Genomic DNA, 24,620 nt, shown 5'->3' with positions numbered 1-24,620 from the left:
CCGCCCCGGAAGGGACGAGGCGCTCGGGCGGTGACGGAGAGAGGTCAGCGGGTGCTGGCCGGCTCGGTCTCGGATGCCGCGGCATCCTCCTCGGGTGCGTCGTCGTCGGCCGAGTCGTCGGCGAACGGCAGGCCCTCGCGGGGCGCGTTGTAGAGCTCCTCGTCGAGGATCCCCTCGCGCTTGGCGACGATGGTGGGCACGAGCGCCTGGCCCGCGACGTTGACCGCGGTGCGGCCCATGTCGAGGATCGGGTCGATCGCGAGCAGCAGGCCGACGCCCTCGAGCGGCAGGCCGAGCGTCGACAGCGTCAGGGTGAGCATCACGGTCGCTCCCGTGGTGCCCGCGGTGGCCGCCGAGCCGACGACCGAGACGAGCACGATCAGCAGGTACTGCACGAGGGTGAGTTCGATGCCGAAGAACTGCGCGACGAAGATCGCGGCGATGGCCGGATAGATGGCGGCGCAGCCGTCCATCTTGGTGGTCGCGCCGAACGGCACGGCGAAGGAGGCGTACGAGCGGGGAACGCCGAGGTTGCGCTCGGTCACGCGCTCGGTGAGGGGCAGGGTGCCGATCGACGAGCGGCTGACGAACGCCAGCTGCACGGCGGGCCAGACGCCCGAGAAGTACTGCCTGATCGACAGGCCGTTGGTCTTCACGAGCACCGGGTAGACGACGAAGAGCACCAGAGCGAGACCGATGTACACGGCGATCGCGAACCAGCCGAGCGAGGCGAGCTTCTCCCAGCCGTACTCGACGACTGCGGCGCCGATCAGGCCGAAGGTGCCGATGGGGGCGATGCGGATGATCCACCACAGCACGCGCTGGATGACCTTGAGCAGCGACTCCGTGAACGCGAGGAAGGGCTCGGCCTTCTTGCCGGCCTTGAGCGCCGCGATGCCGACGGCGACCGCGATCACGATGACCTGCAGGATGTTGAAGTTGACGCTCGAGGAGAACGTGCCCTCGGTCGCGCCGGGGTTGGTGCTGACGCTGAGGCCGAGGAAGTTCTGCGGGATCAGACCGAGCAGGAAGTTCCACCAGGTGCCCACGGTGTAGGGCGCGCTCGGGGCGAGGTCGTCGCCGGCGCGCGACCCGGGCTGGATCACGAGTCCGAGCACGATGCCGATGCTCACGGCGATGAACGCGGTGATCGCGAACCACAGCAGCGTCTGGCCGGCCAGGCGTGCGGCGTTCTGCACCCGCCGCAGGTTCGAGATGCTCGCCACGATCGCGGTGAAGATCAGCGGCACGACGGCCGTGCGCAGCAGCGTGACGTACGAGCTGCCGATCGTGTCGAGGGTGGCCGAGAGGCCGTTCGGCTCGTCGCCGGTCGCTCCGAGCTGACGGGCGATCAGGCCGGCGGCGATGCCGAGGACGAGTGCGGCGAGGATCTGGAAGCCGAACGACGTCAGCAGCTTCCGGACGGGACCGCGGGTGTCTGGCGCCTTCGTGGCGCGGACGGTGGTGCTCATTGGATCGGGGACTCCAGAATCGGTGCGCGCCGTGTGCGCGCTATCCGTCCACGCTAGGAGCCGCGCCCGCGACCGGAGGCGGAGATGACGAAGGATGACGGATGCCGCAGCATCCGTCATCCTTCGGGGTCGGCCCGGCGGGGGTCAGCCCGCGCACTTCTCCAGGTTGTCGGTGAGGATCTGCGTGGTGAGTGCCTTGTCCTCTTCGCTGGACTGCTTGTCCTCGCCGTTGGCGATGTAGGTGAGGGTCTCGTTGCTCAGGTCGGAGTCGACGAGGGCGTCGGCGAAGCAGGTCGCGACGTCGTCCGTCACGACATCACCGAGTCCCTGCTCTTCGTAGACCTTCTGGATGCCGTCGGCGACGTCGTCGACCGCGGGGCGGGACGTTCCTCCGCAGGCGGCCAGCGAGAAGGCGAGTGCGGCGATGGGCAGAGCCATGAGGATGCGGGAGGGTGTGCGCAGGTTCCGGTCGTTGAGCTTCATGCCGTCAACGCTATCGACCCACAGGAGATTCATAGAAGGGGTTGCGCTGAGCGTGCCGTCCGTGATGCTGTCCCGCGGCCGTCATCCACGTCCGTCACCAAGGGCGGTCATCGGAACCGGAGCCGCGCATCGCGGTCCCCCCTACGCGAGCACCAGCAGGTCGCCGACCTCGCAGTCGAGCGCGTCGCAGATCGCGCGCAGGGTCGAGTACCGAATCGCCCGCGCGCGGTCGTTCTTGAGCACCGACAGGTTGACGATGCTCACCCCGACGCGTGCGCTCAGCTCGGTCAGCGTCATCCCTCGCTCGGCGAGCAGCTCGTCGAGTCGGCAGTGGATGCCGGTGAGCTCGTCGTCGTTCTCCGCCGGGCTCATACGAGACCCCGAGTCTCATCCTCGAGGGCCGCGTTCGTGCGCTGCAGGCGGATGCCCTGACGGAACGCTGCTGCGATGAGGCCCACCGCGACGCCGGTCGCGAAGATCGGGACGATGGACCAGAACTCGATCGGATGCACCGGCTCGCCCGAGCCGATGCCCACCGCGGCGGACACCCCGTTCAGCCCCAGTTTCTCGAGCAGCACGATGAACATCGGAGCGAGCACGAGGGTCCAGCCGATCGCGTCGAAGGCCCGTGCGTTGCTCCGCACGAAGAAGCGTCCGCGGAGGAAGTTCCAGGCGACGAGCATCACGCCGACGATGACGATCAGCGGGGCGAGCGCCCAGAGGACGAGAGAGCCGATGATCGCTGCGGTCGAAGCGGCGTCCACCCCGGTGGCGAACACCATCGCCTCCCGAGCGATCCCCTCGACCGACGCGGATCCTGAGCCGACGGTCGCGTCGATCGGCTGCTCGTCGATCGGAATGGACCACGCGATACCTTGATCTCGGAAGGTTCCAAGCACGCGGAGGACGGTGCTGATCGCGGTCACGACCAGAGCGGCTGCGCCGAAGAGGATCACGGTGATCGCATCCGCGGTCTGCGAACGTGTCGCGGTGGTCGTGCTCATCATCAGACGAGCCCGTCCGTGTCGCGCTGCAGCCGGTCGCCGATCACGAAGACCGTGCTGATGAGGGCGATGACGAACGCCCCGAGGACGAACGTGAACGGCTCGACGCTGATCACGGCGTTGTCCACCCCGTTGTCGGTGATCCTGGCGACCGTCGCGTTGGCCAGCATGTTGTCGAAGAAGCGCACGGTGGCGAACCCGACCAGGCCGGCGATCCCGGCGGTCGCGACGAGAGCGGTGTTGCGGCGGCTGAAGACGCGGCCGGTCAGCACGCTCCGCGCCAGCAGGATCAGGCATCCGATGACGAGGACGATCGTGAGGATCTGCGCGACCTGCCCGATGATGCCGGGCACGGCGGCGATCGCCGGAAGCTGCGGGGCGGTGATGATCGCACTGTCGAGACCGACCGTGATGGAGTCGCCGGTGCTGAGGGGCAGCTCGACAGGCGCCGTCGAGCCGACGAACTCGACCAGCACGGGCACGTCGACCCCGCGAGCCAGTTCGATGATGCGGATGATCGAGAACACCGTGATGTAGGCGGCGATCAGTGCTCCTGCGATGCAGAAGCCGATCAGGGCTCCGGAATCGCCGCGAGAGATCGTGCGGTCCTTCGTCGAGGTCATCGTCCACTCCTTATCGAGAGTCGTTATTACCGATAATCGTTAACATAACGACTGTCGATAAGTCCGTCAACCCCGGTGGTCCAGGAGACGCGTCACCGGCGGTCACGGCACTATGCCGACGGCGAACACGGGCATACTGCCTGCGCACGGTGGTTACTCTCGATGTACAAGCGCTTCACGCGTCTTCGCCAGTGTCGAACAACACGTGCGAATAAGGAGTCACAGCATGTTCGAGAGATTCACGGACCGAGCCCGTCGAGTGGTCGTCCTCGCCCAAGAAGAGGCGAAGATGCTCAACCACAACTACATCGGCACTGAGCACATCCTGCTCGGCCTCATCCACGAGGGTGAGGGTGTCGCAGCCAAGGCGCTCGAAAGCCTCGGCATCTCCCTTGACGCCGTCCGCGAGCAGGTGCAGGACATCATCGGTCAGGGCCAGCAGCAGCCCACCGGTCACATCCCGTTCACGCCGCGCGCCAAGAAGGTGCTCGAGCTCAGCCTCCGCGAGGCCCTGCAGCTCGGTCACAACTACATCGGAACCGAGCACATCCTGCTCGGCCTCATCCGCGAGGGCGAGGGTGTCGCAGCCCAGGTCCTCGTCAAGCTCGGCGCCGACCTGAACAAGGTCCGCCAGCAGGTCATCCAGCTGCTCTCGGGTGCCCCCGGACGCGAGCCGGCAGCCGTCGGCGCGCAGTCGAACGACACTCCGAGCGCCCAGGGCGGCTCGCAGGTGCTCGACCAGTTCGGCCGCAACCTCACGCAGGCCGCGCGCGACAACAAGCTCGACCCGGTCATCGGGCGCGAGAAGGAGATCGAGCGGGTCATGCAGATCCTGTCTCGCCGCTCCAAGAACAACCCCGTCCTGATCGGCGAGCCCGGCGTCGGCAAGACCGCCGTCGTCGAGGGCCTCGCTCAGGCGATCGTCAAGGGCGATGTGCCCGAGACGCTGAAGGACAAGCAGCTCTACTCGCTCGACCTCGGCTCGCTCATCGCCGGTTCCCGCTACCGCGGTGACTTCGAAGAGCGTCTCAAGAAGGTCACCAAGGAGATCCGCACGCGCGGCGACATCATCGTCTTCATCGACGAGATCCACACCCTCGTGGGTGCGGGTGCCGCCGAGGGCGCGATCGACGCGGCCAGCATCCTCAAGCCGCTCCTCGCTCGTGGCGAGCTCCAGACCATCGGCGCCACCACCCTCGACGAGTACCGCAAGCACTTCGAGAAGGATGCCGCTCTCGAGCGCCGCTTCCAGTCGATCCAGGTGAACGAGCCGAGCCTCCCTCACACGATCAACATCCTCAAGGGGCTGCGCGACCGGTACGAGGCGCACCACAAGGTGCAGATCACCGACGGCGCGATCGTCGCGGCATCGAACCTCGCCGACCGCTACGTGTCGGACCGCTTCCTGCCCGACAAGGCCATCGACCTGATCGACGAGGCCGGCGCACGCCTGCGCCTCAGCATCCTGTCGAGCCCGCCCGAGCTGCGCGAATTCGACGAGAAGATCGCCAAGGTCCGCGAGCAGAAGGAAGTCGCGTCCGAGGACCAGGACTTCGAGAAGGCCGCATCGCTGCGCGACGAGGAGAAGAGCCTCCTCGCCGAGCGCCTGCGCCTCGAGAAGCAGTGGCGTTCGGGTGACGTCGCGACCGCTGCGGTCGTCGACGAGGGTCTGATCGCCGAGGTGCTCGCACAGGCCACCGGCATCCCGGTCTTCAAGCTGACGGAAGAGGAGTCCTCGCGACTCGTCTTCATGGAGAAGGCGCTGCACCAGCGCGTCATCGGTCAGGAAGAGGCCATCGCGGCGCTCTCCAAGACGATCCGCCGTCAGCGCGCCGGCCTCAAGGACCCGAAGCGTCCCTCGGGCTCGTTCATCTTCGCCGGCCCCACGGGTGTCGGAAAGACCGAGCTCGCCAAGGCGCTCGCCGAGTTCCTGTTCGACGACGAAGCGGCTCTCATCTCGCTCGACATGAGCGAGTTCGGTGAGAAGCACACCGTCTCGCGTCTGTTCGGTGCCCCTCCCGGGTTCGTCGGATTCGAAGAGGGTGGCCAGCTCACCGAGAAGGTGCGCCGCAAGCCGTTCAGCGTGGTGCTGTTCGACGAGATCGAGAAGGCCCACCCGGACATCTTCAACTCGCTGCTGCAGATCCTCGAAGAGGGTCGCCTGACCGATGGTCAGGGCCGCGTGATCGACTTCAAGAACACCGTCATCATCATGACCACCAACCTCGGTGCGCGTGACATCGCCGGTGGTCCGGTCGGATTCCAGATCGAGGGCGTCAACTCGACGAACTACGAGCGGATGAAGGGCAAGGTCAACGAAGAGCTCAAGCGCAACTTCAAGCCCGAGTTCCTCAACCGTGTCGACGACATCATCGTGTTCCCGCAGCTGTCGAAGGAAGAGCTGGTGCAGATCGTCGATCTGTTCACGAAGCGCCTCGGCGAGCGTCTGCTCGACCGCGACATGACGATCGAGCTCTCGCAGGCCGCCAAGGAGCGTCTCATCGAGATCGGGTTCGACCCGGCGCTCGGTGCCCGTCCGCTGCGTCGCGCGATGCAGCACGAGGTCGAGGACCGTCTGTCCGAGAAGATCCTGCACGGCGAGCTGAACCCCGGCGACCACGTGAAGGTCGACGCCAAGGACGGCGAGTTCCTCTTCGAGCACGGTCCCCGTGGCGAGAAGGTCGCGGTCGGCGTCAACACCGGTGGAGCGATCTCCGGCACCCCCGACCTGGCGGTCGCCAGCGGGGAGTGACCTGATCACAGAAGGGGCGGATGCTGCGGCATCCGCCCCTTCTGCGTGTACGGGGGACTCCAGCACTCCGGCATTCCGGGCTCGCTCAGGGTCTGGGGAGGGGAGGGGTTCTAGGCTTGACGGTGTGAGCGAGTACATCGTCCGGCCTGCGCGCAGCGCCGACATCATCGGCATCCGGAACCTCCTGCAGCCGATGGTCGAGCAGCGCATCCTGCTCGGCAAGGATCTCGCTGTGCTCTACGGCGCCGTGCAGGAGTTCGTCGTGGCCGAAGCCGACGGCGAGCTGATCGGATGCGGTGCGCTGCACGTCTTCTGGGAGGACCTCGGCGAGGTGCGCACCCTCATGGTCCGCGGGGACTGGCTGCACCACGGCGTCGGCGGCGCGATCGTCGGCGCGCTCGAAGAGCAGGCTCGCGAGCTCGGGCTCAGCCGACTGTTCTGCCTGACCTTCGAGGTCGACTTCTTCGGTCGCCGCGGATACTCGATCATCGGCGAACAGGTCGTCGACCCCGACGTCTACTCTCAGCTGCTGCGCAGCGGCGACGCAGGTGTCGAGGAGTTCCTCGATCTCGCGCATGTCAAGCCGAACACGCTCGGCAACACCAGGATGCTGAAGAGCCTCAACTAACCTGAATCAATGCCTCGCCACTCCGCCGCCGTCTATCGTCGCCGACGATTGGTGACCCTCGTCGCGGCGATCCTGCTCGTCGCCGTCATCGGTGCCGCGGTGTGGCTGCTCCTGGCACGCCCGTGGGCCAGCGCCGCCGAGGCGACGCCCTCGCCGAGTGCCTCGGCCTCGGGATCCCCGTCGCCGGATGCCACGACCTCCGAGCCACCCGCAGCCGAGTCGCCGTCTCCTGAGCCGTCGGCCGATGAGACGCCCGGGATCGTCGCGTGCGAGGCCACGGACGTCGAGGTGGCTGCCGTGACGGATGCCGATTCGTACGATCCCGGGGTGCTGCCGCAGCTGTCGATATCGCTGACGAACCGCGGGTCGACCGACTGCGCGATCGATGTGGGGTCAACGACTCAGCGGATGACGGTTTCGAGCGGCACCGATGTCTGGTGGACGTCGACCGACTGCCAGGAGAACCCGAGCAGCATGGTCGCCACGCTCACCGCCGGCGCGACCGTGACGAGCAAGGTGCCGGTCACCTGGGACCGCACGCGGTCGAGCGTCGAGACCTGCGCGGACGAGAATCGGCCGCGAGCTCCCGGCGGCGGAGCGTCGTATCACGTCGCTGTCGAGATCGGCGGCTTCAAGGGCACGACGACGAAGCAGATCCTCCTCTATTGAGGTAAAAACTAGCCAAAGGTCTTGAATACAGTCCTGCACTCAGTTTCGGGTGACACTGCTGTTTCTTTGGGATACCATTGGAGTGACCCTCGCAGACTTGCGGCGCATGCCATCCCCAGTGGCGTCGAGCACAGCGTCCCCAGCGCTTCGACATGCCGCCCGAGGGTCCGTGGGCCCTCTCGAGTACCCCAGTCCCCAATGGATGACTCGAGAGGGCCCCTTTCTTCTCCCGGCTCGGTTTCGGACCGCGCTGCGGCATCCGCTGAATATGCTGGATGCATGGCAGCGAAGAAGTCGAAATCCGCGAAGAGCAAGCCCGCACCTGAGGATTTCCGGTCGGATGCCCTCGCCCAGGCGTTGGAGAAGCAGGACATCGCGGCGGTCGCTCTCGCACTGCGCCACGGCACCACCGTCGTGCCGCTCGTGAAGCCCGGCGCCCGCGACAATCCTCTCGACAGTGGCGAGGTCTGGACCTATCGCGACCCCAACTCGGGCGATCTGGCGCTGCTGCTGTTCAGCGATGCCAAGAACAAGCCGGCGAACCTCCCGCCGGGGGTCGGCATCTACAGCGCTGAGTGGCTGCGGAAGTTCCTCGGCGCGCACCCGATCACCACGGTGTTCCTCGACATCGCGGGACCGCACCCGATGCAGGCCTCGCCCGAAGAGCTGCTCAAGGCCCTCGACGCCTGAGTACCGGTGCGAGCTCGCGTGCTCTCGCGACCGGCGCAGGCCCCGCGGTCCGTGCCGGGTCACTTTCGCATCGGATGATCTGTGCGGGGTGACTTTCGCCCTGGATGATCTCTGCGGGGTCGCTTTCGCATGCTGATCGCCCGTTTGGGGTGCGGAAGTGGCCCCGCTTGGTGGTGTGGTGCGGAAGTGGCCCCGCTTGGCGGTGTGGTGCGGAAGTGGCCCCGCTTGACGGTGCGGTGGGGAAATGGCCCCGCGGTGCGGTGCGGTGCGGTGCGGAAGTGGCCCCGCTTGACGGTGCGGTGCGGAACTGGCCCCGCTTGCGGTGCGGTGCGGAAGTGGCCCTGCTTGACGGTGTTCGACCCGGCTGAGCGCGGGACAGGCGCTCATCGCCGCCGGCTCAGAACGGAGGGATGTCGGCTTCGCTGCGCCTGCTCGTGTTCCGCGCACGCACGTCGTTGAGCGCCGCACGCAGCGTCTTCGAGCGGTCGTCGACCACCTGGTCGTAGCCGAGCCGCGACGCCTCGGACCGACGCTGCGCCGACTGGGTGACGGGGCGGATCTCGCCGGCGAGGCTGAGCTCTCCGACGGCGGCGACCGTGCGAGGCACCGAGATCTGCTGGATCGACCCCGCCACGGCGATCGCGATCGCGAGGTCGGCCGCAGGCTCGGTGAAACGCACCCCGCCGACGGTCGAGACGTAGACGTCGAGGTTGCTCGTCTTGATGCCGGCGCGGCGTTCGAGGATCGCGAGCACCATCGCCACACGCGACGAGTCGAGTCCGTGCACCACTCGACGGGGATTCGGCGCGGTGGTGGTGATCGTCAGCGCCTGCACCTCGACCGGCAGCGCCCTGCGGCCCTCGAGCGAGATCGCGACGCAGGTTCCCGGCTCGGTGGCACCCTGCGAGAGGAAGAGACCGGACGGGTCGGGCACCTCGGAGATGCCCGCACCCGTCATCTCGAAGCAGCCGACCTCGTCGGTGGGACCGAAGCGGTTCTTCAGCGCGCGGATGAAACGCAGCGATGTCTGACGGTCGCCCTCGAAGTGGCAGACGACGTCGACGAGATGCTCGAGCACGCGCGGCCCGGCGACGGTGCCGTCTTTCGTCACGTGCCCGACGAGGATGACGGGCAGCCCGCGGTCCTTCGCGACGCGGATCAGCGTGGCCGCCACTTCTCGGACCTGGCTCGGCTGACCGGCCGCGCCGTCGATGAGCGACGACGAGACGGTCTGCACCGAGTCGACGATCACGAGCTGCGGGGCGACCTCGTCGATGTGGCCGAGGATCGTCGCGAGGTCGGTCTCGCTCGCCAGGTAGAGCTCGTCGTGCAGCGCGCCTGTGCGCTCGGCGCGCAGGCGCACCTGCGCCGGAGACTCCTCGGCGCTCGCATAGAGCACCCGACGGCCGGAGCGGGCGGCTTGAGCGGCGACCTCGAGCAGCAGCGTCGACTTGCCCACACCGGGTTCTCCGCTGAGCAGGATCGCCGCGCCGGGAACGATGCCCCCGCCGAGCACGCGGTCGAACTCGCCGACCCCGCTCGTGCGACGTGGAGCGTCTTCGGTGGTGATCTGCGTGATGGGTCGCGCGGCCTTCGCCGCGGTCGGCGCGAGCGGCGTGATCCGGCTCAGGATGCCCGTCTGGGTGCCCTGCTCCTGCACGGTTCCCCACTGCTGGCACTCGGCGCAGCGACCCACCCACTTGGCGGTCGTCCACCCGCATTCGGTGCAGACGTACGCAGGAGGGGCGGGTTTTCGGGTGGCCATGCAGCCAGGCTATCGCCGAGATCAGACATCCCTATCGCCTGGGGCATTATTCACGGCCGAACCACCCCATGGCGCCGAGCCCCCGCGGGATACTGGATCCATGGCCAACGGCGGGCCCGTCTGCGGGCCGATCTCGACCTTCTCGCGAGTGCAGATCCTGCACGCGCTGTTCGAAGGCGGCCCCCGCATCGATGGCGACGCCGAGCACGACGGCGGACCCGTGCGGACCCGCGGGGAGCGCACGATCGGCGAGCTGTGCGAGGCCACCGGCCTGCATCCCAACACGGTTCGCGAGCACCTGCAGCGCCTCATCGAAGGCGGCTACGTCATCCAGGCCAGTGAGCGCCGCACCACTCGCGGTCGTCCGCGCACGCTGTACAGCGCAGTGACCGGTGCGGCGGATGCCTCGAGTCCCATAGCCCGCGACAAGGCGAAGGCGGCCGCCGTCCGCGGCGATCTGCTGCGTCGGGTCCTGCCTGCGTCGGCATCCTCTCTCGGTCGCGATGCGACCTACCAGCTGGACGCCCTGATCGAACACTTGGAGGAGAGCGGCTTCGAGCCCGTCGTCGATGACGAGCAGCTCACCGTCGATCTCAGCCCGTGCCCCCATGCCGCGGGTCGCGCCGAAGACCGTCCGATGCTGTGCTCCGTGCACCTCGGCCTCATGCAGGGGGTGCTCACCGAAGCCGGTGGGCCGCTCGCCGCCGAGGCCGTTCGCACCTCCGCCCTGCCGGCGGACTGCACCGTGCAGCTGCGTCTGACGGAGATGTCCGCCGCCTAGGCGCGCATCTGCCTTATTCACGGTCGGCGGCCCATCGGGGGCGGCAGGCCCGTCGTTAGCGTGGCACCCAGGGCACGGAAGAAGGAGTGGCTCATGGAATGGTTGGACCCGCTGGTCCTGTCTCGATGGCAGTTCGGTCTCACGACCGTCTATCACTACCTGTTCGTGCCGCTGACGATCGGCATGGCGCTCGTCGCCGCGATCTTCCAGACCGCGTGGGTGCGCACCGGCAAGGTGCAGTACCTGCACCTCACCCGGTTCTTCGGCAAGATCTTCCTCATCAACTTCGCCATGGGCGTCGTGACGGGCATCGTGCAGGAGTTCCAGTTCGGCATGAACTGGTCGGACTACTCGCGCTTCGTCGGCGACGTCTTCGGCGCCCCGCTCGCGTTCGAGGGGCTGCTCGCCTTCTTCTTCGAGGCCACGTTCATCGGCCTCTGGATCTTCGGATGGGACAAGCTACCGCAGAAGCTGCACCTCGCCACGATCTGGTGCGTCTCGATCGGCAGCATCCTGTCGGCGTACTTCATCATCGCCGCGAACGCCTTCATGCAGAACCCGGTCGGATACGTCTTCAACCCCGAGACCAACCGCGCCGAGCTCACCGACTTCTGGGCGCTGCTGACCAACCCGGTCGCGCTCGCCGCCTTCCCGCACACCATCTTCGGCGCACTGATGTTCGCCGCCGGCGTCGTGATCTCGGTCTCGGCCTGGCACCTGGCACGCGGACAGCACTTCGACACCATGCGCATCTCGCTGAAGTTCGGCCTGTGGGCGATGATCTTCTCGACCGCCGGGGTCGTGCTCACGGGTGACCAGCTGGGCCTCGCGATGTATGCCGCTCAGCCGATGAAGATGGCGGCCGCCGAGGCGACCTTCAACACGGTGTGCGGGCCGGACGCCTCCTTCAGCCTCTTCACGCTCGGCACCCCCGACGGCAGCTCCGAGCTGTTCTCGATCCGCGTGCCGTACCTGCTGTCGCTGCTGTCGACCCACACGTTCGACGCGTGCGTGCACGGCATCAACGACCTCAACGCCGAGTACGCCACCACCTTCGCCGACACCGGACTCACCGAGTTCGCCCCGATCCTCTGGGTCACGTACTGGGCGTTCCGCTGGATGATCGGCCTCGGCATGGCCGCCGCCCTCGTCGCCGTGGTCGGCCTCTGGGTCACCCGCAAGGGCGCCAAGAACCCGCCGGCGCCGTGGATGTGGAAGCTCGCGATCTGGTCGTTCCCGCTCGCGCTCGTCGCCAACATCATGGGCTGGGTCTTCACCGAGATGGGCAGGCAGCCCTGGATCGTCTTCGGACTCATGACCACGCAGGACGGCGTCTCGCCGGGCGTCAGTGGCGTCGAGGTGCTGATCTCGCTGATCGCCTTCACCGCGATCTACGCCGCGCTCGCCGTGGTCGAGATCCGCCTCATCATCCGTGCGGCCCAGAAGGGTCCGGACACCGAAGAGCAGCCCCACGAGGAGACGGCCCAGCTGCCGTCCGTCGTGTACTGAGAAAGGGATCAGTCATGGAATACATGTGGTTCTGGATCGTCGCCTTCCTCTTCGTCGGCTACTTCGTGCTCGACGGGTTCGACTTCGGCGTGGGCATGTCGCTGCCGTTCCTCGGCAAGAACGACGTCTCGCGTCGCCAGGTCATCAACACGATCGGCCCCATCTGGGATCTCAACGAGACCTGGGTGATCGTCGCCGGCGCCTGCCTGTTCGCGTCGTTTCCCGAGTGGTACGCGACGCTGTTCAGCGGGTTCTACCTGCCGCTGCTGCTGATCCTGCTCGCGCTGATCCTGCGCGGGGTGTCGTTCGAGTACCGGCACCAGCGTGAGGGCGCGCAGTGGAAGCGCGGCTTCGACCGGATGATCGTGATCGGCTCCGCCGTGCCCGCGCTGCTGTGGGGTGTCGCGTTCGGCAACATCGTGCAGGGCGTGGCGATCGACGAGAACCACATCTACGTGGGCGGGTTCTTCGCACTGCTGAACCCCTATTCGCTGCTCGTCGGCGTCACGACGCTGCTGCTGTTCTTCCTGCACGGCGTGCTGTTCGTCTCGCTCAAGACCGACGGACAGGTGCACTCAGACGCTCGTCGTCTGGTCAAGCTCGCCGCCGGGCCGACGGTGCTCGCCGCCGCTGGCACCGTGCTCTGGACGATCGGCATCGCCTGGGATCGCGAGTCTCCGCTCATGCTGATGGTCATCGGATGCGGTCTCGTCGCCGCGCTCGCTTTGATCGCGTCGGTGCTCTTCTCGATGCGCGGACGTGACGGTCGGGCCTTCACGGCGGGCGCCGTCACCGTGGCATCCGCTGTCGTGATGCTGTTCGCGGCGCTGTTCCCCTACGTGATGCCGTCGACGATCGACCCGGCCTTCAGCCTCACGATCGAGAACGCCTCGAGCACGCCGTATACGCTGACGATCATGAGCTGGACCGCCCTGATCGCCCTGCCGCTGGTGCTCGCGTACCAGACCTGGACGTACTGGATCTTCCGCAAGCGCGTCACCCGCAGCTCGATCGAGGGGGCTCCGGCGCACGCGTGAGACACGACTTCTGCTCCGGTCGGAGTTCGCGCCGCCTCTCTGATCGGGGAGCGGCACGAACTGCGACCGGAGTGACCTGTCTGACCACGGCTGAGGGGGTGGCGCGGTGAAGCCGGTCGACATCCGGTTGCTCCGGTACGCGAGTGCGGCGCGCGGATTCCTGCTGCTGTCGGGTGTGATCGGCGTTCTGCAGACGGCGGTCACGATCGCCTTCGCCTGGATGCTGACGGATGCCGTCACCGGCGCGCTCGCCGGCCGCGACGTCACGGCATCGCTGCTGTGGCTGCTCGGGCTCGCGGCACTGCGTGGGGTGCTGATCGCCGCCTCGGATGCCGCCGGAACCCGTGCCGCGGCGAAGACGGGGATGCAGTTGCGCGCCGCGTTGATCGGCGCCGTCGGTCGCCTCGGGCCGAGCTGGCTCGCGCAGCGCAATCAGGCGGAGCTCGCCGTCACCGCGGGACACGGGCTCGAAGCTCTCGACTCGTACTTCGCCCGCTACATCCCGCAGCTGGTGCTGACGGTCATCGCGACGCCGGTTCTGGTGGCCGTGATGTGGTGGCAGGACTGGCCGAGCGGGCTCACCGCGATCATCACGCTGCCGCTCATCCCGCTCTTCCTGATCCTGATCGGCATCGCGACCCGCACGGTGCAGCGCACGCAGTGGCAGACGCTGCAGCGCCTCGCGGCGCGGTTCGCCGACACCGTGCAGGGGCTCTCGACGCTGCGGCTGTTCGGGCGCGAGCGCCGCGCCGCTGCGCAGATCGAGCAGACGGCCGACGACTACCGCCGCGAGACCATGAAGGTGTTGAGGTTCTCGTTCCTCTCGGGCTTCTCGATGGAGTTGCTGGCTTCGATCGCGGTGGCTCTGATCGCGGTGGCGGTCGGATTCCGGCTGCTCTCGGGCGACCTGTCGCTCGAGGTCGGACTGTTCGTGCTGCTGCTCGCGCCCGAGGCGTTCCTGCCGATCCGCCAGGTCGGAGTGCAGTTCCATGCGGCAGCCGAGGGGGTTGCGGCGACCGAGGATGTGTTCGAGGTGCTCGACGCGGCCGGGGCTCGGGAGGTCGGCGTTCACAATTCAGCACGGAACCGTGGCACGGTGTCGGGAGAAGAGCTGAGCGCTGGTTTTGGCCGTGTTCATGCTGAATTGCGAACGGGCGACGCGCGAGACCTCGTCGTCTCCGGTCTGCGCGTGCGCGATCTGCCGCCGGTCTCGTTCACAGCCGAGCCGGGAACCATCACGCTGATCGAGGGGCCGAGCGGCGCAGGCAAGTCGAGTCTGCTCGCGGCTCTGCGCGGTGCCGTCGAGTTCGAAGGCTCGGCTGCGGTCGCCGGAGTCGATGTGCGAGGTCGCGCGCCGTCGGAGTGGCTGGCCTGGAGCGGACAGCGCCCTCAGCTGAGTCGCGGCACGATCGCCGCGAATGTGGCGCTGGGGGATCCGGCACCGGATGCCGACGGCATCCGCCGTGCCCTGGATGAGGCGTGCGCGAACGACCTCGACCCTGCGCTCGAGCTGGGTGTGCAGGGCAGCGGGCTCTCGGGCGGACAGGCGCAGCGGGTCGCGGTCGCGCGGGCGCTGTATCGCCAGGCGCAGCGCCCCGACGCCGTGCTGGCGCTCGATGAACCGTCCAGTGCCTTGGACCCGGAGACCGAGCAGCGTCTGTGGAACTCACTGCGTGCGAGGGCGGATGCCGGGGCGACGGTGCTGCTCGTCTCGCACCGCCGGTCGGCACGGGACGTGGCCGATCAGGTCGTCGAACTGGGGGTGGGCGTGTGAGCGGCGCCAGCTCCGCCGTGCGTGTGCGCGGCATCCTGCGTCTCGCGCAGCCGCCGATGCGCCGCTTCCTCCCCGGCGCGATCTGGGGTTTCCTGTCGGCGGGCGCCGCGGTGAGCCTGCTCGCGGTGAGCGGCTGGCTGATCGTCAGCGCATCGATCGTCGACTCTCTCGTGCCGCTGTCGATCGCGGTGGTCGGGGTGAGGTTCTTCGCGGTGTCTCGTGCGGTGACCCGGTATCTGGAACGGCTGAGCGGCCACGATGCGGCGCTGCGTCAGCTCGCCTCGACACGCGCCGACATGGTGCGGCGCCTCACTCCGCTGTCGCCTGCCGGACTCGGACGAACCGACCACGGTCGCGTGCTCTCGGCCCTCGTCGACGATGTCGAGAACCTGCAGAACCTGCCGCTGCGGGTCGTGCAGCCGCTCGCAGTCTCGGGGCTCGTCGCCCTCGGCGCCGTCGGATTCCTGGCGTTCGTGTCGCTGCCGGCCGCACTCACTCTCTCCGCATGCCTCGTGGTAGCGGCCGCTGCGGCGATCGGACTGGGGTGGGTGTTCGGCTCTCGGGCCGAGGCCGCCGTCTCCCGCCGTCGCGGCGACCTCTCCGCCGCGCTGACCGACTACTTCGGCACGCTCGATGTGCTGCTCGCCTATGGAGCTGAGCCGCAGGCCCGCGAGCGGGTGCGGCAGGCGGATGCCGAGCTGCGCCGCGCCGTGAGCACGGCATCCCTGGCGCAGGCGATCGCAGCCGGCGTCGTGTCGGCGGTCGCGGGCGCGGCGTCGGTCTGGGCGCTGGCTGTCGCGGCTCCCGGGCTGACGACCGGGGCGATCGACGGACCCTGGCTCGCCGTGGCCGTGCTCGTTCCCATGGTCGTGTTCGAGGTCTTCGGCGCCGTGCCGATCGCCGCGGCATCCTGGCGCAGCGTGCGTTCGAGCGCCGAGCGCATCGTCGACGTGCTGCCGGCGGAGATGCCGGCCGAGCTGAGGTCGGACGACGGCGAGGATGTGGAGATCGTCGGAGTTCCCGCGCTGCGACTCCGTGATGTGCGCGCGTGGTGGCCCGGGGGGACGCCGGCTCTCCGAGGAGTCGACCTGGACCTGCATCCGGGCGAGCGTGTGCTCGTGTCGGGACCGAGCGGTGCGGGGAAGAGCTCGCTGGCCGCAGCGCTCGTCGGATTCCTGCGGGTCGAGGGTGAGTATTCCGTCGGCGGCATGGATGCATCGGCGCTCTCGGGTCCTGCGCTACGCCGCACGATCGGGCTGTGCGAGCAGAGTCCGCAGCTGTTCGACGAAGACATCCGCCAGAACCTGCTGTTCGCCCGAGACTCCGCGACCGACGATGAGCTGCTCGCGGTGCTCGACCGCGTCGGCCTCGGCGCCTGGGTGCGCGAGCGGGGCGGACTGGATGCGCGGGTCGGCGACCGCGGCGGACTCGTGTCCGGCGGGCAGGCGCAGCGGATCGCTCTGGCTCGCGCGCTGCTCAGGGGCTTCCCGGTCTTGGTGCTCGACGAGCCGACCGCGGGTGTCGAGCCCGATGCATCCGATGCGTTGCTGCGCGACCTGCTGCACGCGGCGGGGGAGCAGTCGGTGCTGCTGATCTCGCACGTCGCCCCGCCCGCGGGCGCCGTCGACCGGGTCGTGCGGTTGGACGACGGGCGCACGGTCGCGGAGTAGTCCGGCGGCTGTCGGGGTTCAGGGGCGACTTCTCGCCGCTAGCCCCGGGCACAGTGTCGGACGTCTAGGGCGGCGTGCCCTGGCATCCGTTCGTCCGTTCGGTGTGTCGGGGGTGGAGTCCGACGTCGTGCCGGGGTTCGGGAATGACAGGCCCGCCCGGTGTCGTGTCGGCGACCGTGTGCAGGACGGAAGCACCGATGTCGGTTCAGAACCGCGTTCTGGTCCTGCATACGTGCATGGGTCCTGCAGACGGACGCCAGCCCGGCCGAGTTCAGATGCCGGACCTATCGGGGCGGGTCTCCGTCGTCATGCCCGACCGAGGAAGCGCGGGGGTCCGACGTTGAGGTCGGCGCGCGGTTCCATCACGATGCCCTGCGCCTCGAAGACGCGGCGGCGCTCTTCGATGCGACGGTGGAGTTCGACCTGTGCGTCGTCGACGAGCTGCGGGTCGAGGTCGACGGTCGCCGGGTGCGGGTTTCCGTGGTTCGCCTCGATGTAGGCGTCGAGCTCGGGACCCGACGTCCACGAGGTGATGAGGGCGTACCGCGGGGTCGTGCCGCGATGCCAGACCGCGTGCCAGAAGCGCTGGGTGTCGACGATGATGCGGGATCCCTCGCGCAACGGCAGGCGGATCTCGGTCGCCGGGTCGAAGCGGTCGGAGCGCAGGAGAAGCAGCGAATCCGTGTCATCGGACAGGTTGTAGTAGCCGCGCACGACCCAGCCGGTGCCGTCTTCGTTGAGGCGGTTGTTGTCGTCCTGGTGCAGGTTGTAGACGGCGTCCGCGTAGTCGTTGGGCTGCAGTTCGATGACGCGGCAGCGGCCGACTCCGGCGCCCGGCTCGAGGGCGCGTCGCTGCAGGGTCGGGGCGATCGCGACCTGCGACTCGACCCACACGCCGTCCTTGTCGGTGCGGGGAGGGGTCTGGTTCCAGAAGCCGTTGCATTCGATCGCGCCGGCGTAGCTGGCGAGCGGGGCGAAGCGGGTGACGCCCGACGAGCGCCAGCCGATGTACTCGAGATCGAGCCACTCCGCGGGATCGGACGCCTGATCGTGGTCGTCGAGCACGACGTAGCCGGTCTCTGCCAGCGCCTCCGATGTGATGAAGCCCATTGCGTCCCCTCCGTGCCTCGACTCCGCGGCGCACCCTGCGACGGATGCCTTTAGGACAGCCTAACTTGGAGGCGCGGCGTTCGCCCGAGAGGGTGCCGGAGAAAACACGCGCCGATACCCTGGATGCATGACTCAGCCGCAGGGTGCCCTCCTCGTGGGCAGTGTGAACTTCGACGACGCCGAGACCACGATGCGCATCGCCGCCGAACTGCTGGGTCCGCGACTCCGCCGCATCCCCGACGGTGAGGTCGGCAAGCGATTCCACTGGATCATGTTCCAGCCCGACGTGCTCGGCGAAGCCGACGGCATCGAGCGCATCGGCGACGAGCCCATCCCGTTCAGGGCCGGCATCGACGCTCGACCGCTGCGCATCGCCGACGGGGTGGATGCGGCGAGCATCCAGCTCCCGCCGCTGGGATATGCGGATGCCGCGATCGAGTCGTATGCGATCTTCTCGCGCCTGCGAGACGAGGGCGTCGTACCTGCCGCGACCCGCTTCCAGGTCTCACTTCCGACGACGGTCGCGGTCGTCTCGTCATTCTTCTTCGGCGATGACCGCGCCGCCATCGACCCGGTCTACACCGCCGCGCTGCTGCGCGAGGTCGACAGCATCCTCGCGGCGATCCCGCACGGCGACCTCGCGATCCAGTGGGACGTGGCGAGCGAGATGGGGATCATCGAGGCCGCGCCGGCGTTCGGGCGGGTCATGGACGTGTGGTGGGAGGGCGACCCGTTGCCCGGTCTCGTCTCGCGCCTCGCGGCACTGATCGACGCCGTGCCGGCCGATGTCGAGGTCGGAGTGCACCTCTGCTACGGAGACGTCGCCGAGAAGCACTTCTTCGAGCCGACGGATGCGGCGAACCTCGTCCGCTACGCGAACGCCGTGATCGCCGCATCGGCCCGCCCGCTGACCTGGCTGCACCTGCCCGTGCCGATCGAACGCGATGACGAGGCGTACTTCGCGCCCCTCGCCGACCTCGCGTACGACGGTGAGCTGTACCTGGGGCTCGTTCATCGGGAAGACGGCGCGGAGGGAGCAGAGCGGCGGATCGCCGTGGCCCAGCGCTTCGCTCCGCAGTTCGGCGTCGCGACGGAGTGCGGCATCGGCCGGGCCCCCGAGGGAACGACCGACGGCATCCTGCGCACGCACGCTGAGGTCGCCGCCGCCTGGTGATCCGGTGCTGACCCACTCGATTCGCGCCGTGGCGCGGGTTGTCGTAAGCTAGTCCGCGGTGACGTGTCCGAGCGGCCGAAGGTGCAACTCTCGAAAAGTTGTGTAGGGTAACCCCCTACCGTGGGTTCAAATCCCACCGTCACCGCCACCACGAAGGCCCCGACTCCCTTGGAAACACTGGGATGCGGGGCCTTCGTCATGTCTGAACGGCGGTTGCGGTAACGCAGCAGTAACGGGAGCAGAACCGCCCCGGTGCCACTACACGTGGCGACACGATCGGCGCGGTGTTCCCACGGTGCCGTTGCGCGAGCGCGCGCCTGCTGCGCACTTCAAGTACTCAGCTCATTATTCGATACTGGACGGATCGAACCTAATCGCCGTAGTGTCCTCTTAGTCGCGTTCCGCGCATCCCAGCGCGAGCCAACTCAACGAGGAGTCGACGAATGAAGAGACCTCTGCACGCCGCCGTGTCTGCGGCTTCCAGCAAAGCAAGCATCGCTATCGCCGGTCTGGCAGCCGCGATGATCGTACTGAGCGGATGCACGGGAGAAGGGGGCGCGGGCGCGGGCTCTTCCGCACAATCTGACGATCAGGTGACCGAGCTCACCGTCGGCATAACCCCGATCGCGAACGCTGCCAACCTCTACATCGCGATCGACCAGGGCTACTTCGACGACGAAGGCCTCGTCGTGACTCCTTCGGTCATCCAAACGGCTGCGACCGCGATCCCTTCGCTGCTGAATGACGAACTTCAGCTGGCGCTGATGACGTCCGTCCCGGTGATCACTGCCGCATCGAAAGGGCTCCCGGTCGTCGTTGCCTCCGGCAACGACCGATATCCAGTCGACGGGGTCGGCGACACGACCGCGCTCATCGCCGCTCCCGACAGTGGAGTCTCGTCGGTGGAAGACCTCGCTGACAAGACAGTCGCCGTTGTGGGTCTGAAGTCCGCGCCCGAGCTCGCTCTGCGCGTGGTGCTGGAAGAGGCGGGAGTCGATCCTGCCGATGTCGAGATCGTCGAGATCGCCTATCCCGACATGGTCTCGGCGTTGCAGTCCGATCGAGTGGATGCGGCGTTCGTCGTCGACCCGTTCCTCTCGGAAGCCGAAGCCGCCGGGCTCGTCCCGATCTCTCAGCCCTTCACCGAGGGGCTCGGCGGCATGACCGCGCTCACCTGGGTTGCGGGAGAACAGTTTGCGAACGCAAACCCCGAGACCATCACCAAATTCACTACCGCGATCCAGCGAGCGGCCGAGTACGCCAACGAGAACCCGGAGGCAGTGCGGGCCGTTCTTCCCACGTTCACCTCTCTCTCGCCGGAGGCGATCGAGAACTCGGTCATTCCCCTCTATGACTCCTCGCTGTCCGAGGCGGACGTCGAGAACTACGTCGAGCTGATGGAACGGGAGGGCTTCATCGAGGCCGGTTACGACCCGTCCGACCTTCTGTGGAAGACCGATGGCGATTGACGTCGCGTCCCGGATGTCGACGAAGTCGGCGTCTCGCACCCAGGGTCGGCGGCGGGTGCGTCTACCTTCCTCCCGAGTCGCCCAGATCGTCGTCGTCGTGGCGGTCCTCGTCGCGTGGCAGCTGTTCGCGACCATCGGGGATCTGGGCGCCGTCCCGACGCCGGTCGCTGTCGGCGCAGCCGCGATCACCGCGGTCGTCGAGGGTTCTCTCTGGGGCCCGCTCGGCGCGACGCTCGCAAGCTGGGGAGTGAGCTTGATTCTGGCCGTTGTGGTCGGCGTCGCCGTTGGCTTTCCGCTCGGCGCGAGCCGGATCGCGTACCGGATGTCGGTGTTCACCCTCGACTTCCTCCGCACGATCCCGGCGCTCGTGCTCGTACCCCTGGTGGTGCTTCTGTATGGATCGGGCCTGGAGAGCACCATTCTGCTGGCCTTCTTCGCAGCTGTCTGGGCGGTCATCATGCAGACGATCTACGGTGCGCACGATGTCGACAAAGTGGCGCGAGACACCTTCCGATCGTTTCGCATACGCCGCGGCGACACACTGCTCTTCCTGCTCGTTCCCACGGCGCTGCCTTACATCGCAACCGGCATCCGGCTCGCTGCCGCGATCTGCCTGCTCGTCACGATCAGTGCGCAGATCGTCATCCCCGCCGGGGGCCTGGGTGAGAGCATCCTGACCAGCCAGCTCGGAGGAGACATCCCGACGATGTATTCCTACATCGTCTTCTGCGGCCTGCTCGGCGTCGGGGTGAACGCAGGGTTCGCCCGGATGGAGAAGGCGTTGCTCAGCTGGCACCCGGCGCATCGGACGGTGATCGCGTGAATGCACGAGCCGCGCGGATCGCGCTCCCCGCTCTGGTGCCGATCGCGCTGATCGCGATCTGGTGGTTCGCCAGCGCCGGGAGCACCTCGTTCTACTTCCCCCCGTTGGAAACAATCCTGCGGCGGTTCCGAGAGTTGTGGCTGTTCGCGCTCGTGCCCGAACATGTCGTGCCGAGCCTGCAAGCGATCCTCGCCGGGCTCGGGATCTCCGTCGTACTCGGAATCGCCCTCGGGGTGGTGATCGGTCTGAGTGATTACGTCGCGACCGCCGTCGGCCCGGTCCTTCAGTTTCTGAGATACCTGCCCGCCGTGGCTCTGCTGCCTCTCGCGATCCAGTTGATCGGCATCGGCCAGGACATGCGCATCACGATCATCGTGCTCGGCGCGCTCTGGCCCATCCTCCTCAACACGATCGATGGGGTGCGCGGGACACCTCCTGCGTTCGTGGACGTGGCCAGGTCGAACCGCGTGCGCACCGTCGACTGGATCTTCAGGATCGTGCTCCCGAACGCCGGCCCCCAGATCTTCGCGGGCATCCGCGCGAGCCTCGCCGTGTCGGTCATCTTGATGTTCGCCAGCGAACTTCTCGGGGCTTCCCGGGGAATCGGCTACTTCATCCTGCAAGCCCAGCGTCAGTTCTCCATCCCGGAGATGTGGTCGGGGATGCTGCTTCTGGGAATCATCGGCTACGCCCTCAACCTCATCCTCATGGTGATCGAGCATCACGTGCTCGCTTGGCACCGCAAATCCCGCACATGATCTCAGGAGAGCCCACCATGGACGAATCTCGAATCCCGGCACTGGAGGCAGTCGCCGTCACGAAGTCATTCGGCAGCAATCAAGTGCTCGCAGGTGTGTCGTTCGAAGCGGCGCGCGGCGAATTCGTGTGCATCGTCGGTCCCTCCGGTACGGGGAAGACGACGCTTCTGCGCACCCTCGCGGCTCTCGGTCCCGCGGATTCCGGTGAGGTCCGGATCAATGGCCAGCCGGTTACGCGTCCACCCGCTGAGGTCTCCGTGGTCTTCCAGGATTACAGCAGGTCACTGATGCCGTGGATGCGCATCGCTCAGAACGTCGAGCTGCCCCTCAGGCGGTACGGGATGTCTTCGTCCGACCGGAAGGAGCGGGTCCGCCAGGCGCTGGCTGAGGTTGGTCTCCCTCACGCCGAGCGGCTCTACCCGTGGGAGATGTCCGGCGGCATGCAGCAGCGGGCGGCCATCGCCAGGTCGCTCGCGTACCGTCCGGAAGTGCTGATCATGGACGAGCCGTTCGCCTCGGTCGACGCCCAGACCAGGGCCGATCTCGAAGACCTCATGCTCGACATCCGAGATCGACTCGGCGTGACGATCATCCTCGTTACCCACGACATCGATGAAGCCGTCTACCTGGGCGACAAGGTCATCGTTCTGTCAGGACGGCCCGCTTCGGTCGAGGCTTCGGTCGATATTCCTCTCGGACGAGGTCGCGACCAGATCACGACGAAGTCGCGATCTGACTATCTGGATCTGCGGGCGACGATCCGCCGGATGATCATGCGGAACTCGATCGACGTAGCGTGACCGTTGGCTGCGGCACGAGCTTCCCGATCCGAGACTCGACGGGAGCGCCACGCAGGGCGATTGATGTCCGTGCGTGGCGCTCTCGATCACTTCCCCGCAGTCGGCTGAGGACGATCCGCGTCGACCGTGTCGGCTGACTCTACTCCCCGCGATCCCGCAGTCGTGGTCGAGTCGGCCGACGACGCGTCCCCGCGGCGACGGGCATCCATCGCCAGGCCGAACACTGTCGCGGTCAGTACGGCGATCGGCGCCAGGAGCGTCAGGAAGAGCCCCGTCAGGCCCAGGCCTGCACCGATCAGAGTGCCGCCGACCGCGCCTCCCACGGCCGAGCCGATCCGAGCGCTGAACTCCGTCGAACCCACACCCGTGCCGCGGATACGGGTGGGGTACGCGGCTGCAGCGAGCACCGAGCGAGTCGGACCGAACGCCGCAGGCAGGACGAACCCGGCAATGCCGAGGAGCAGAAGCAGCTGGCCGTAACTGAGGTCGGGTGTGACGCCGACCAGCACTGCAGCGGCTGCTGAAAGGATGAGGGCCGAACCGATGGCGACGAAACGGGAGACCTTCGTGAGCACCGCACCGATGACCAGCGTCCCGGCCACGCTGGTCAGTCCGTACAGTCCGACTACTGTGCTGCTCTGCACCGAGTCCAGGCCGGGTGTCGGCTGCTGCAGCAGCGTCGGCAGATATTGGACGATCATCAGCTGAGTTCCCAGCGAAAGAAATCCGAAGACCCACAGAAGTGCCGTCGTGATCCGGAAGCGGCGCGAGATGAGCTGGCGGACGACGTGTGTGCGGTCCGCCGCCTTCGGAGTCGAGAAGGTCACGGATTCGGTCAGCGTCGTCGGTATCAGCCTGGCGAGAGCGCGGCGCGCCCGCACGAGATCGCCCCGCGCAGCGTAGAAGGCGGGCGATTCGGGTACGACCGCCGCCAGGACCAGCACGATCACGAGGGGGATGACACCACCGGCCACCAGCAGGGCTCGCCATCCACCCAGCGGGAGGAGCAGTCCGGCGAGTGCGGCGCCGAGAGTCGTTCCCAGCCCCACCGCGGCATATGCAGTCGCGAGCAGCGCCGCTCGACGCCTGGGCGGAACAAGATCGGCCACGAGGGTGCTGCTCGTCGCCATCGCCGCTCCCATCCCCAGACACGCGAGGAGCCGCCAGGCGGTGAAGGCCATGAAGTCCGGGGAGGTTGCTCCGAGCGCCGTGGCGCTGGCGAACAGCGTGGTCGTCGCCACGAGCACCGCCTTGCGTCCCAGCAGGTCTGAGAGTCGACCCGCGATGAGCGCGCCCAGACCCATGGAGATGAATCCTGCGGTGACGACGAATGTGATTCCCCCACCGATCGAGACTCCCCACTCCTTGACGAGTGACGGGAAAGTGTGGCTGACGATGGTGACGTCCATGCCGTCCGTCAGCATGATGAGTGCGATGAGCGCGAACGACAGCCAATGGCGCCAGGTCATGCCTGCAGCCTCGGTGACCTCGTCGATGGTGCGCGCAGACGCAGTGGTGGTCGTGCTCATGATCGGGAACCTCTCTGTTCCTCTCGCAGCCACAGCGCAGCGAGTCGTGTGTATTCGATACAGATCGTATCGAACGCAATGTGGATGCGCCAGATCGCGG

The 24,620-nt window shown here is 67.5% G+C and carries 22 protein-coding genes and 1 tRNA gene; 15 read left to right on the top strand and 8 right to left on the bottom strand.

Annotated elements, in window-relative coordinates:
• Window positions 1-44: 44 nt before the first annotated feature.
• The 5 genes from BMW26_RS14705 to BMW26_RS14685 form a co-directional block, all read right to left on the bottom strand.
• Window positions 45-1,472 (bottom strand): dicarboxylate/amino acid:cation symporter, encoded by a 1,428-nt coding sequence (locus BMW26_RS14705; RefSeq protein ID WP_072591880.1) that lies wholly within the window; start codon window positions 1,470-1,472, stop codon window positions 45-47.
• Window positions 1,473-1,616: 144 nt separating this feature from the next.
• Entirely contained in the window at window positions 1,617-1,955 is a 339-nt protein-coding gene (locus tag BMW26_RS14700) for a hypothetical protein (RefSeq protein WP_053097737.1), read from the bottom strand.
• A gap of 141 nt (window positions 1,956-2,096) precedes the next feature.
• Entirely contained in the window at window positions 2,097-2,327 is a 231-nt protein-coding gene (locus BMW26_RS14695) for a helix-turn-helix domain-containing protein (RefSeq protein WP_053097736.1), read from the bottom strand.
• The gene (locus BMW26_RS14690) at window positions 2,324-2,959 is read right to left on the bottom strand and encodes a hypothetical protein (protein WP_157557447.1); all 636 of its coding nucleotides are present in this window, start codon (window positions 2,957-2,959) and stop codon (window positions 2,324-2,326) included. Before BMW26_RS14690 ends, BMW26_RS14695 begins: the two co-directional genes overlap by 4 nt.
• A 2-nt stretch (window positions 2,960-2,961) precedes the next feature.
• Window positions 2,962-3,582 (bottom strand): DUF2975 domain-containing protein, encoded by a 621-nt coding sequence (locus BMW26_RS14685; protein WP_053097734.1) that lies wholly within the window; start codon window positions 3,580-3,582, stop codon window positions 2,962-2,964.
• 226 nt (window positions 3,583-3,808) lie between these two features.
• Between BMW26_RS14685 and BMW26_RS14680 the strand changes: the two genes are divergently transcribed.
• The 4 genes from BMW26_RS14680 to BMW26_RS14665 all read left to right on the top strand — a co-directional run bounded on the left by BMW26_RS14680 (window position 3,809) and on the right by BMW26_RS14665 (window position 8,321).
• Window positions 3,809-6,334 (top strand): ATP-dependent Clp protease ATP-binding subunit, encoded by a 2,526-nt coding sequence (locus BMW26_RS14680; RefSeq protein ID WP_053097733.1) that lies wholly within the window; start codon window positions 3,809-3,811, stop codon window positions 6,332-6,334.
• 124 nt (window positions 6,335-6,458) lie between these two features.
• Window positions 6,459-6,962 carry an amino-acid N-acetyltransferase gene (locus BMW26_RS14675; RefSeq protein ID WP_042539928.1) on the top strand — a complete coding sequence of 168 codons (504 nt, stop codon included), beginning with the start codon at window positions 6,459-6,461 and terminating at the stop codon, window positions 6,960-6,962.
• A 9-nt stretch (window positions 6,963-6,971) separates the two neighbouring features.
• On the top strand, window positions 6,972-7,631 hold the full coding sequence (locus BMW26_RS14670) for a hypothetical protein (protein WP_072591878.1): 660 nt from the start codon (window positions 6,972-6,974) through the stop codon (window positions 7,629-7,631).
• A gap of 279 nt (window positions 7,632-7,910) precedes the next feature.
• Entirely contained in the window at window positions 7,911-8,321 is a 411-nt protein-coding gene (locus tag BMW26_RS14665) for a hypothetical protein (RefSeq protein ID WP_053097730.1), read from the top strand.
• A 397-nt stretch (window positions 8,322-8,718) separates the two neighbouring features.
• Here the strand turns inward: BMW26_RS14665 and radA are convergent, their stop codons facing one another.
• Window positions 8,719-10,086: a DNA repair protein RadA gene (gene radA, locus BMW26_RS14660; protein WP_053097729.1), complete on the bottom strand. Its 1,368-nt coding sequence runs from the start codon at window positions 10,084-10,086 to the stop codon at window positions 8,719-8,721.
• 100 nt (window positions 10,087-10,186) lie between these two features.
• Between radA and BMW26_RS14655 the strand changes: the two genes are divergently transcribed.
• The 5 genes from BMW26_RS14655 to cydC all read left to right on the top strand — a co-directional run bounded on the left by BMW26_RS14655 (window position 10,187) and on the right by cydC (window position 16,857).
• Entirely contained in the window at window positions 10,187-10,867 is a 681-nt protein-coding gene (locus BMW26_RS14655; RefSeq protein ID WP_053097728.1) for an ArsR family transcriptional regulator, read from the top strand.
• A gap of 93 nt (window positions 10,868-10,960) precedes the next feature.
• Window positions 10,961-12,376, top strand: a complete 1,416-nt coding sequence (locus BMW26_RS14650; protein ID WP_053097727.1) for a cytochrome ubiquinol oxidase subunit I — start codon at window positions 10,961-10,963, stop codon at window positions 12,374-12,376.
• A 14-nt stretch (window positions 12,377-12,390) separates the two neighbouring features.
• Window positions 12,391-13,413 (top strand): cytochrome d ubiquinol oxidase subunit II, encoded by a 1,023-nt coding sequence (cydB, locus tag BMW26_RS14645; RefSeq protein WP_072591877.1) that lies wholly within the window; start codon window positions 12,391-12,393, stop codon window positions 13,411-13,413.
• A gap of 106 nt (window positions 13,414-13,519) precedes the next feature.
• A complete protein-coding gene (gene cydD / locus BMW26_RS14640; protein ID WP_072591876.1) occupies window positions 13,520-15,187 on the top strand; it encodes a thiol reductant ABC exporter subunit CydD in 1,668 nt (555 codons plus the stop codon).
• Window positions 15,184-16,857 carry a thiol reductant ABC exporter subunit CydC gene (gene cydC / locus BMW26_RS14635; RefSeq protein ID WP_072591875.1) on the top strand — a complete coding sequence of 558 codons (1,674 nt, stop codon included), beginning with the start codon at window positions 15,184-15,186 and terminating at the stop codon, window positions 16,855-16,857. Before cydD ends, cydC begins: the two co-directional genes overlap by 4 nt.
• A 306-nt stretch (window positions 16,858-17,163) precedes the next feature.
• On the opposite strand, the gene BMW26_RS14630 is transcribed toward cydC, so the two are convergent.
• Complete coding sequence (locus BMW26_RS14630) at window positions 17,164-17,967, bottom strand: hypothetical protein (RefSeq protein WP_072591874.1); 804 nt, start codon at window positions 17,965-17,967, stop codon at window positions 17,164-17,166.
• 127 nt (window positions 17,968-18,094) lie between these two features.
• Between BMW26_RS14630 and BMW26_RS14625 the strand changes: the two genes are divergently transcribed.
• From BMW26_RS14625 to BMW26_RS14600, 6 genes are all read left to right on the top strand, one after another.
• Window positions 18,095-19,141: a hypothetical protein gene (locus BMW26_RS14625; protein WP_072591873.1), complete on the top strand. Its 1,047-nt coding sequence runs from the start codon at window positions 18,095-18,097 to the stop codon at window positions 19,139-19,141.
• A 57-nt stretch (window positions 19,142-19,198) separates the two neighbouring features.
• Window positions 19,199-19,289: transfer RNA gene (locus BMW26_RS14620), tRNA-Ser, on the top strand.
• A 445-nt stretch (window positions 19,290-19,734) separates the two neighbouring features.
• Window positions 19,735-20,610 carry an ABC transporter substrate-binding protein gene (locus tag BMW26_RS14615; RefSeq protein WP_198032342.1) on the top strand — a complete coding sequence of 292 codons (876 nt, stop codon included), beginning with the start codon at window positions 19,735-19,737 and terminating at the stop codon, window positions 20,608-20,610.
• On the top strand, window positions 20,600-21,433 hold the full coding sequence (locus BMW26_RS14610) for an ABC transporter permease (RefSeq protein WP_072591871.1): 834 nt from the start codon (window positions 20,600-20,602) through the stop codon (window positions 21,431-21,433). Before BMW26_RS14615 ends, BMW26_RS14610 begins: the two co-directional genes overlap by 11 nt.
• Window positions 21,430-22,191: an ABC transporter permease gene (locus tag BMW26_RS14605; RefSeq protein WP_072591870.1), complete on the top strand. Its 762-nt coding sequence runs from the start codon at window positions 21,430-21,432 to the stop codon at window positions 22,189-22,191. The genes BMW26_RS14610 and BMW26_RS14605 overlap by 4 nt, the downstream gene beginning before the upstream one ends.
• A gap of 17 nt (window positions 22,192-22,208) precedes the next feature.
• Entirely contained in the window at window positions 22,209-22,991 is a 783-nt protein-coding gene (locus BMW26_RS14600; protein WP_232224478.1) for an ABC transporter ATP-binding protein, read from the top strand.
• 86 nt (window positions 22,992-23,077) lie between these two features.
• On the opposite strand, the gene BMW26_RS14595 is transcribed toward BMW26_RS14600, so the two are convergent.
• Entirely contained in the window at window positions 23,078-24,520 is a 1,443-nt protein-coding gene (locus BMW26_RS14595; protein ID WP_072591868.1) for an MFS transporter, read from the bottom strand.
• Window positions 24,521-24,620 lie beyond the last annotated feature (100 nt).

The sequence above is a fragment of the Microbacterium sp. 1.5R genome (assembly GCF_001889265.1).
GTDB lineage: Bacteria > Actinomycetota > Actinomycetes > Actinomycetales > Microbacteriaceae > Microbacterium.
Note: the sequence above shows the minus strand (reverse complement) of the source record. Positions and strands in the feature narration are given on the sequence as shown.

Coding starts and splice junctions, on each gene's coding strand:
- BMW26_RS14690 (WP_157557447.1), bottom strand. CDS start 2,959: ATGAGCACGACCACCGCGACACGTTCGCAGACCGCGGATGCGATCACC.
- radA (WP_053097729.1), bottom strand. CDS start 10,086: ATGGCCACCCGAAAACCCGCCCCTCCTGCGTACGTCTGCACCGAATGC.
- cydB (WP_072591877.1), top strand. CDS start 12,391: ATGGAATACATGTGGTTCTGGATCGTCGCCTTCCTCTTCGTCGGCTAC.
- BMW26_RS14695 (WP_053097736.1), bottom strand. CDS start 2,327: ATGAGCCCGGCGGAGAACGACGACGAGCTCACCGGCATCCACTGCCGA.
- BMW26_RS14700 (WP_053097737.1), bottom strand. CDS start 1,955: ATGAAGCTCAACGACCGGAACCTGCGCACACCCTCCCGCATCCTCATG.
- BMW26_RS14670 (WP_072591878.1), top strand. CDS start 6,972: ATGCCTCGCCACTCCGCCGCCGTCTATCGTCGCCGACGATTGGTGACC.
- BMW26_RS14650 (WP_053097727.1), top strand. CDS start 10,961: ATGGAATGGTTGGACCCGCTGGTCCTGTCTCGATGGCAGTTCGGTCTC.
- BMW26_RS14610 (WP_072591871.1), top strand. CDS start 20,600: ATGGCGATTGACGTCGCGTCCCGGATGTCGACGAAGTCGGCGTCTCGC.
- BMW26_RS14705 (WP_072591880.1), bottom strand. CDS start 1,472: ATGAGCACCACCGTCCGCGCCACGAAGGCGCCAGACACCCGCGGTCCC.
- BMW26_RS14595 (WP_072591868.1), bottom strand. CDS start 24,520: ATGAGCACGACCACCACTGCGTCTGCGCGCACCATCGACGAGGTCACC.
- BMW26_RS14665 (WP_053097730.1), top strand. CDS start 7,911: ATGGCAGCGAAGAAGTCGAAATCCGCGAAGAGCAAGCCCGCACCTGAG.
- BMW26_RS14625 (WP_072591873.1), top strand. CDS start 18,095: ATGACTCAGCCGCAGGGTGCCCTCCTCGTGGGCAGTGTGAACTTCGAC.
- BMW26_RS14630 (WP_072591874.1), bottom strand. CDS start 17,967: ATGGGCTTCATCACATCGGAGGCGCTGGCAGAGACCGGCTACGTCGTG.
- BMW26_RS14600 (WP_232224478.1), top strand. CDS start 22,209: ATGGACGAATCTCGAATCCCGGCACTGGAGGCAGTCGCCGTCACGAAG.
- BMW26_RS14680 (WP_053097733.1), top strand. CDS start 3,809: ATGTTCGAGAGATTCACGGACCGAGCCCGTCGAGTGGTCGTCCTCGCC.
- BMW26_RS14655 (WP_053097728.1), top strand. CDS start 10,187: ATGGCCAACGGCGGGCCCGTCTGCGGGCCGATCTCGACCTTCTCGCGA.
- BMW26_RS14685 (WP_053097734.1), bottom strand. CDS start 3,582: ATGACCTCGACGAAGGACCGCACGATCTCTCGCGGCGATTCCGGAGCC.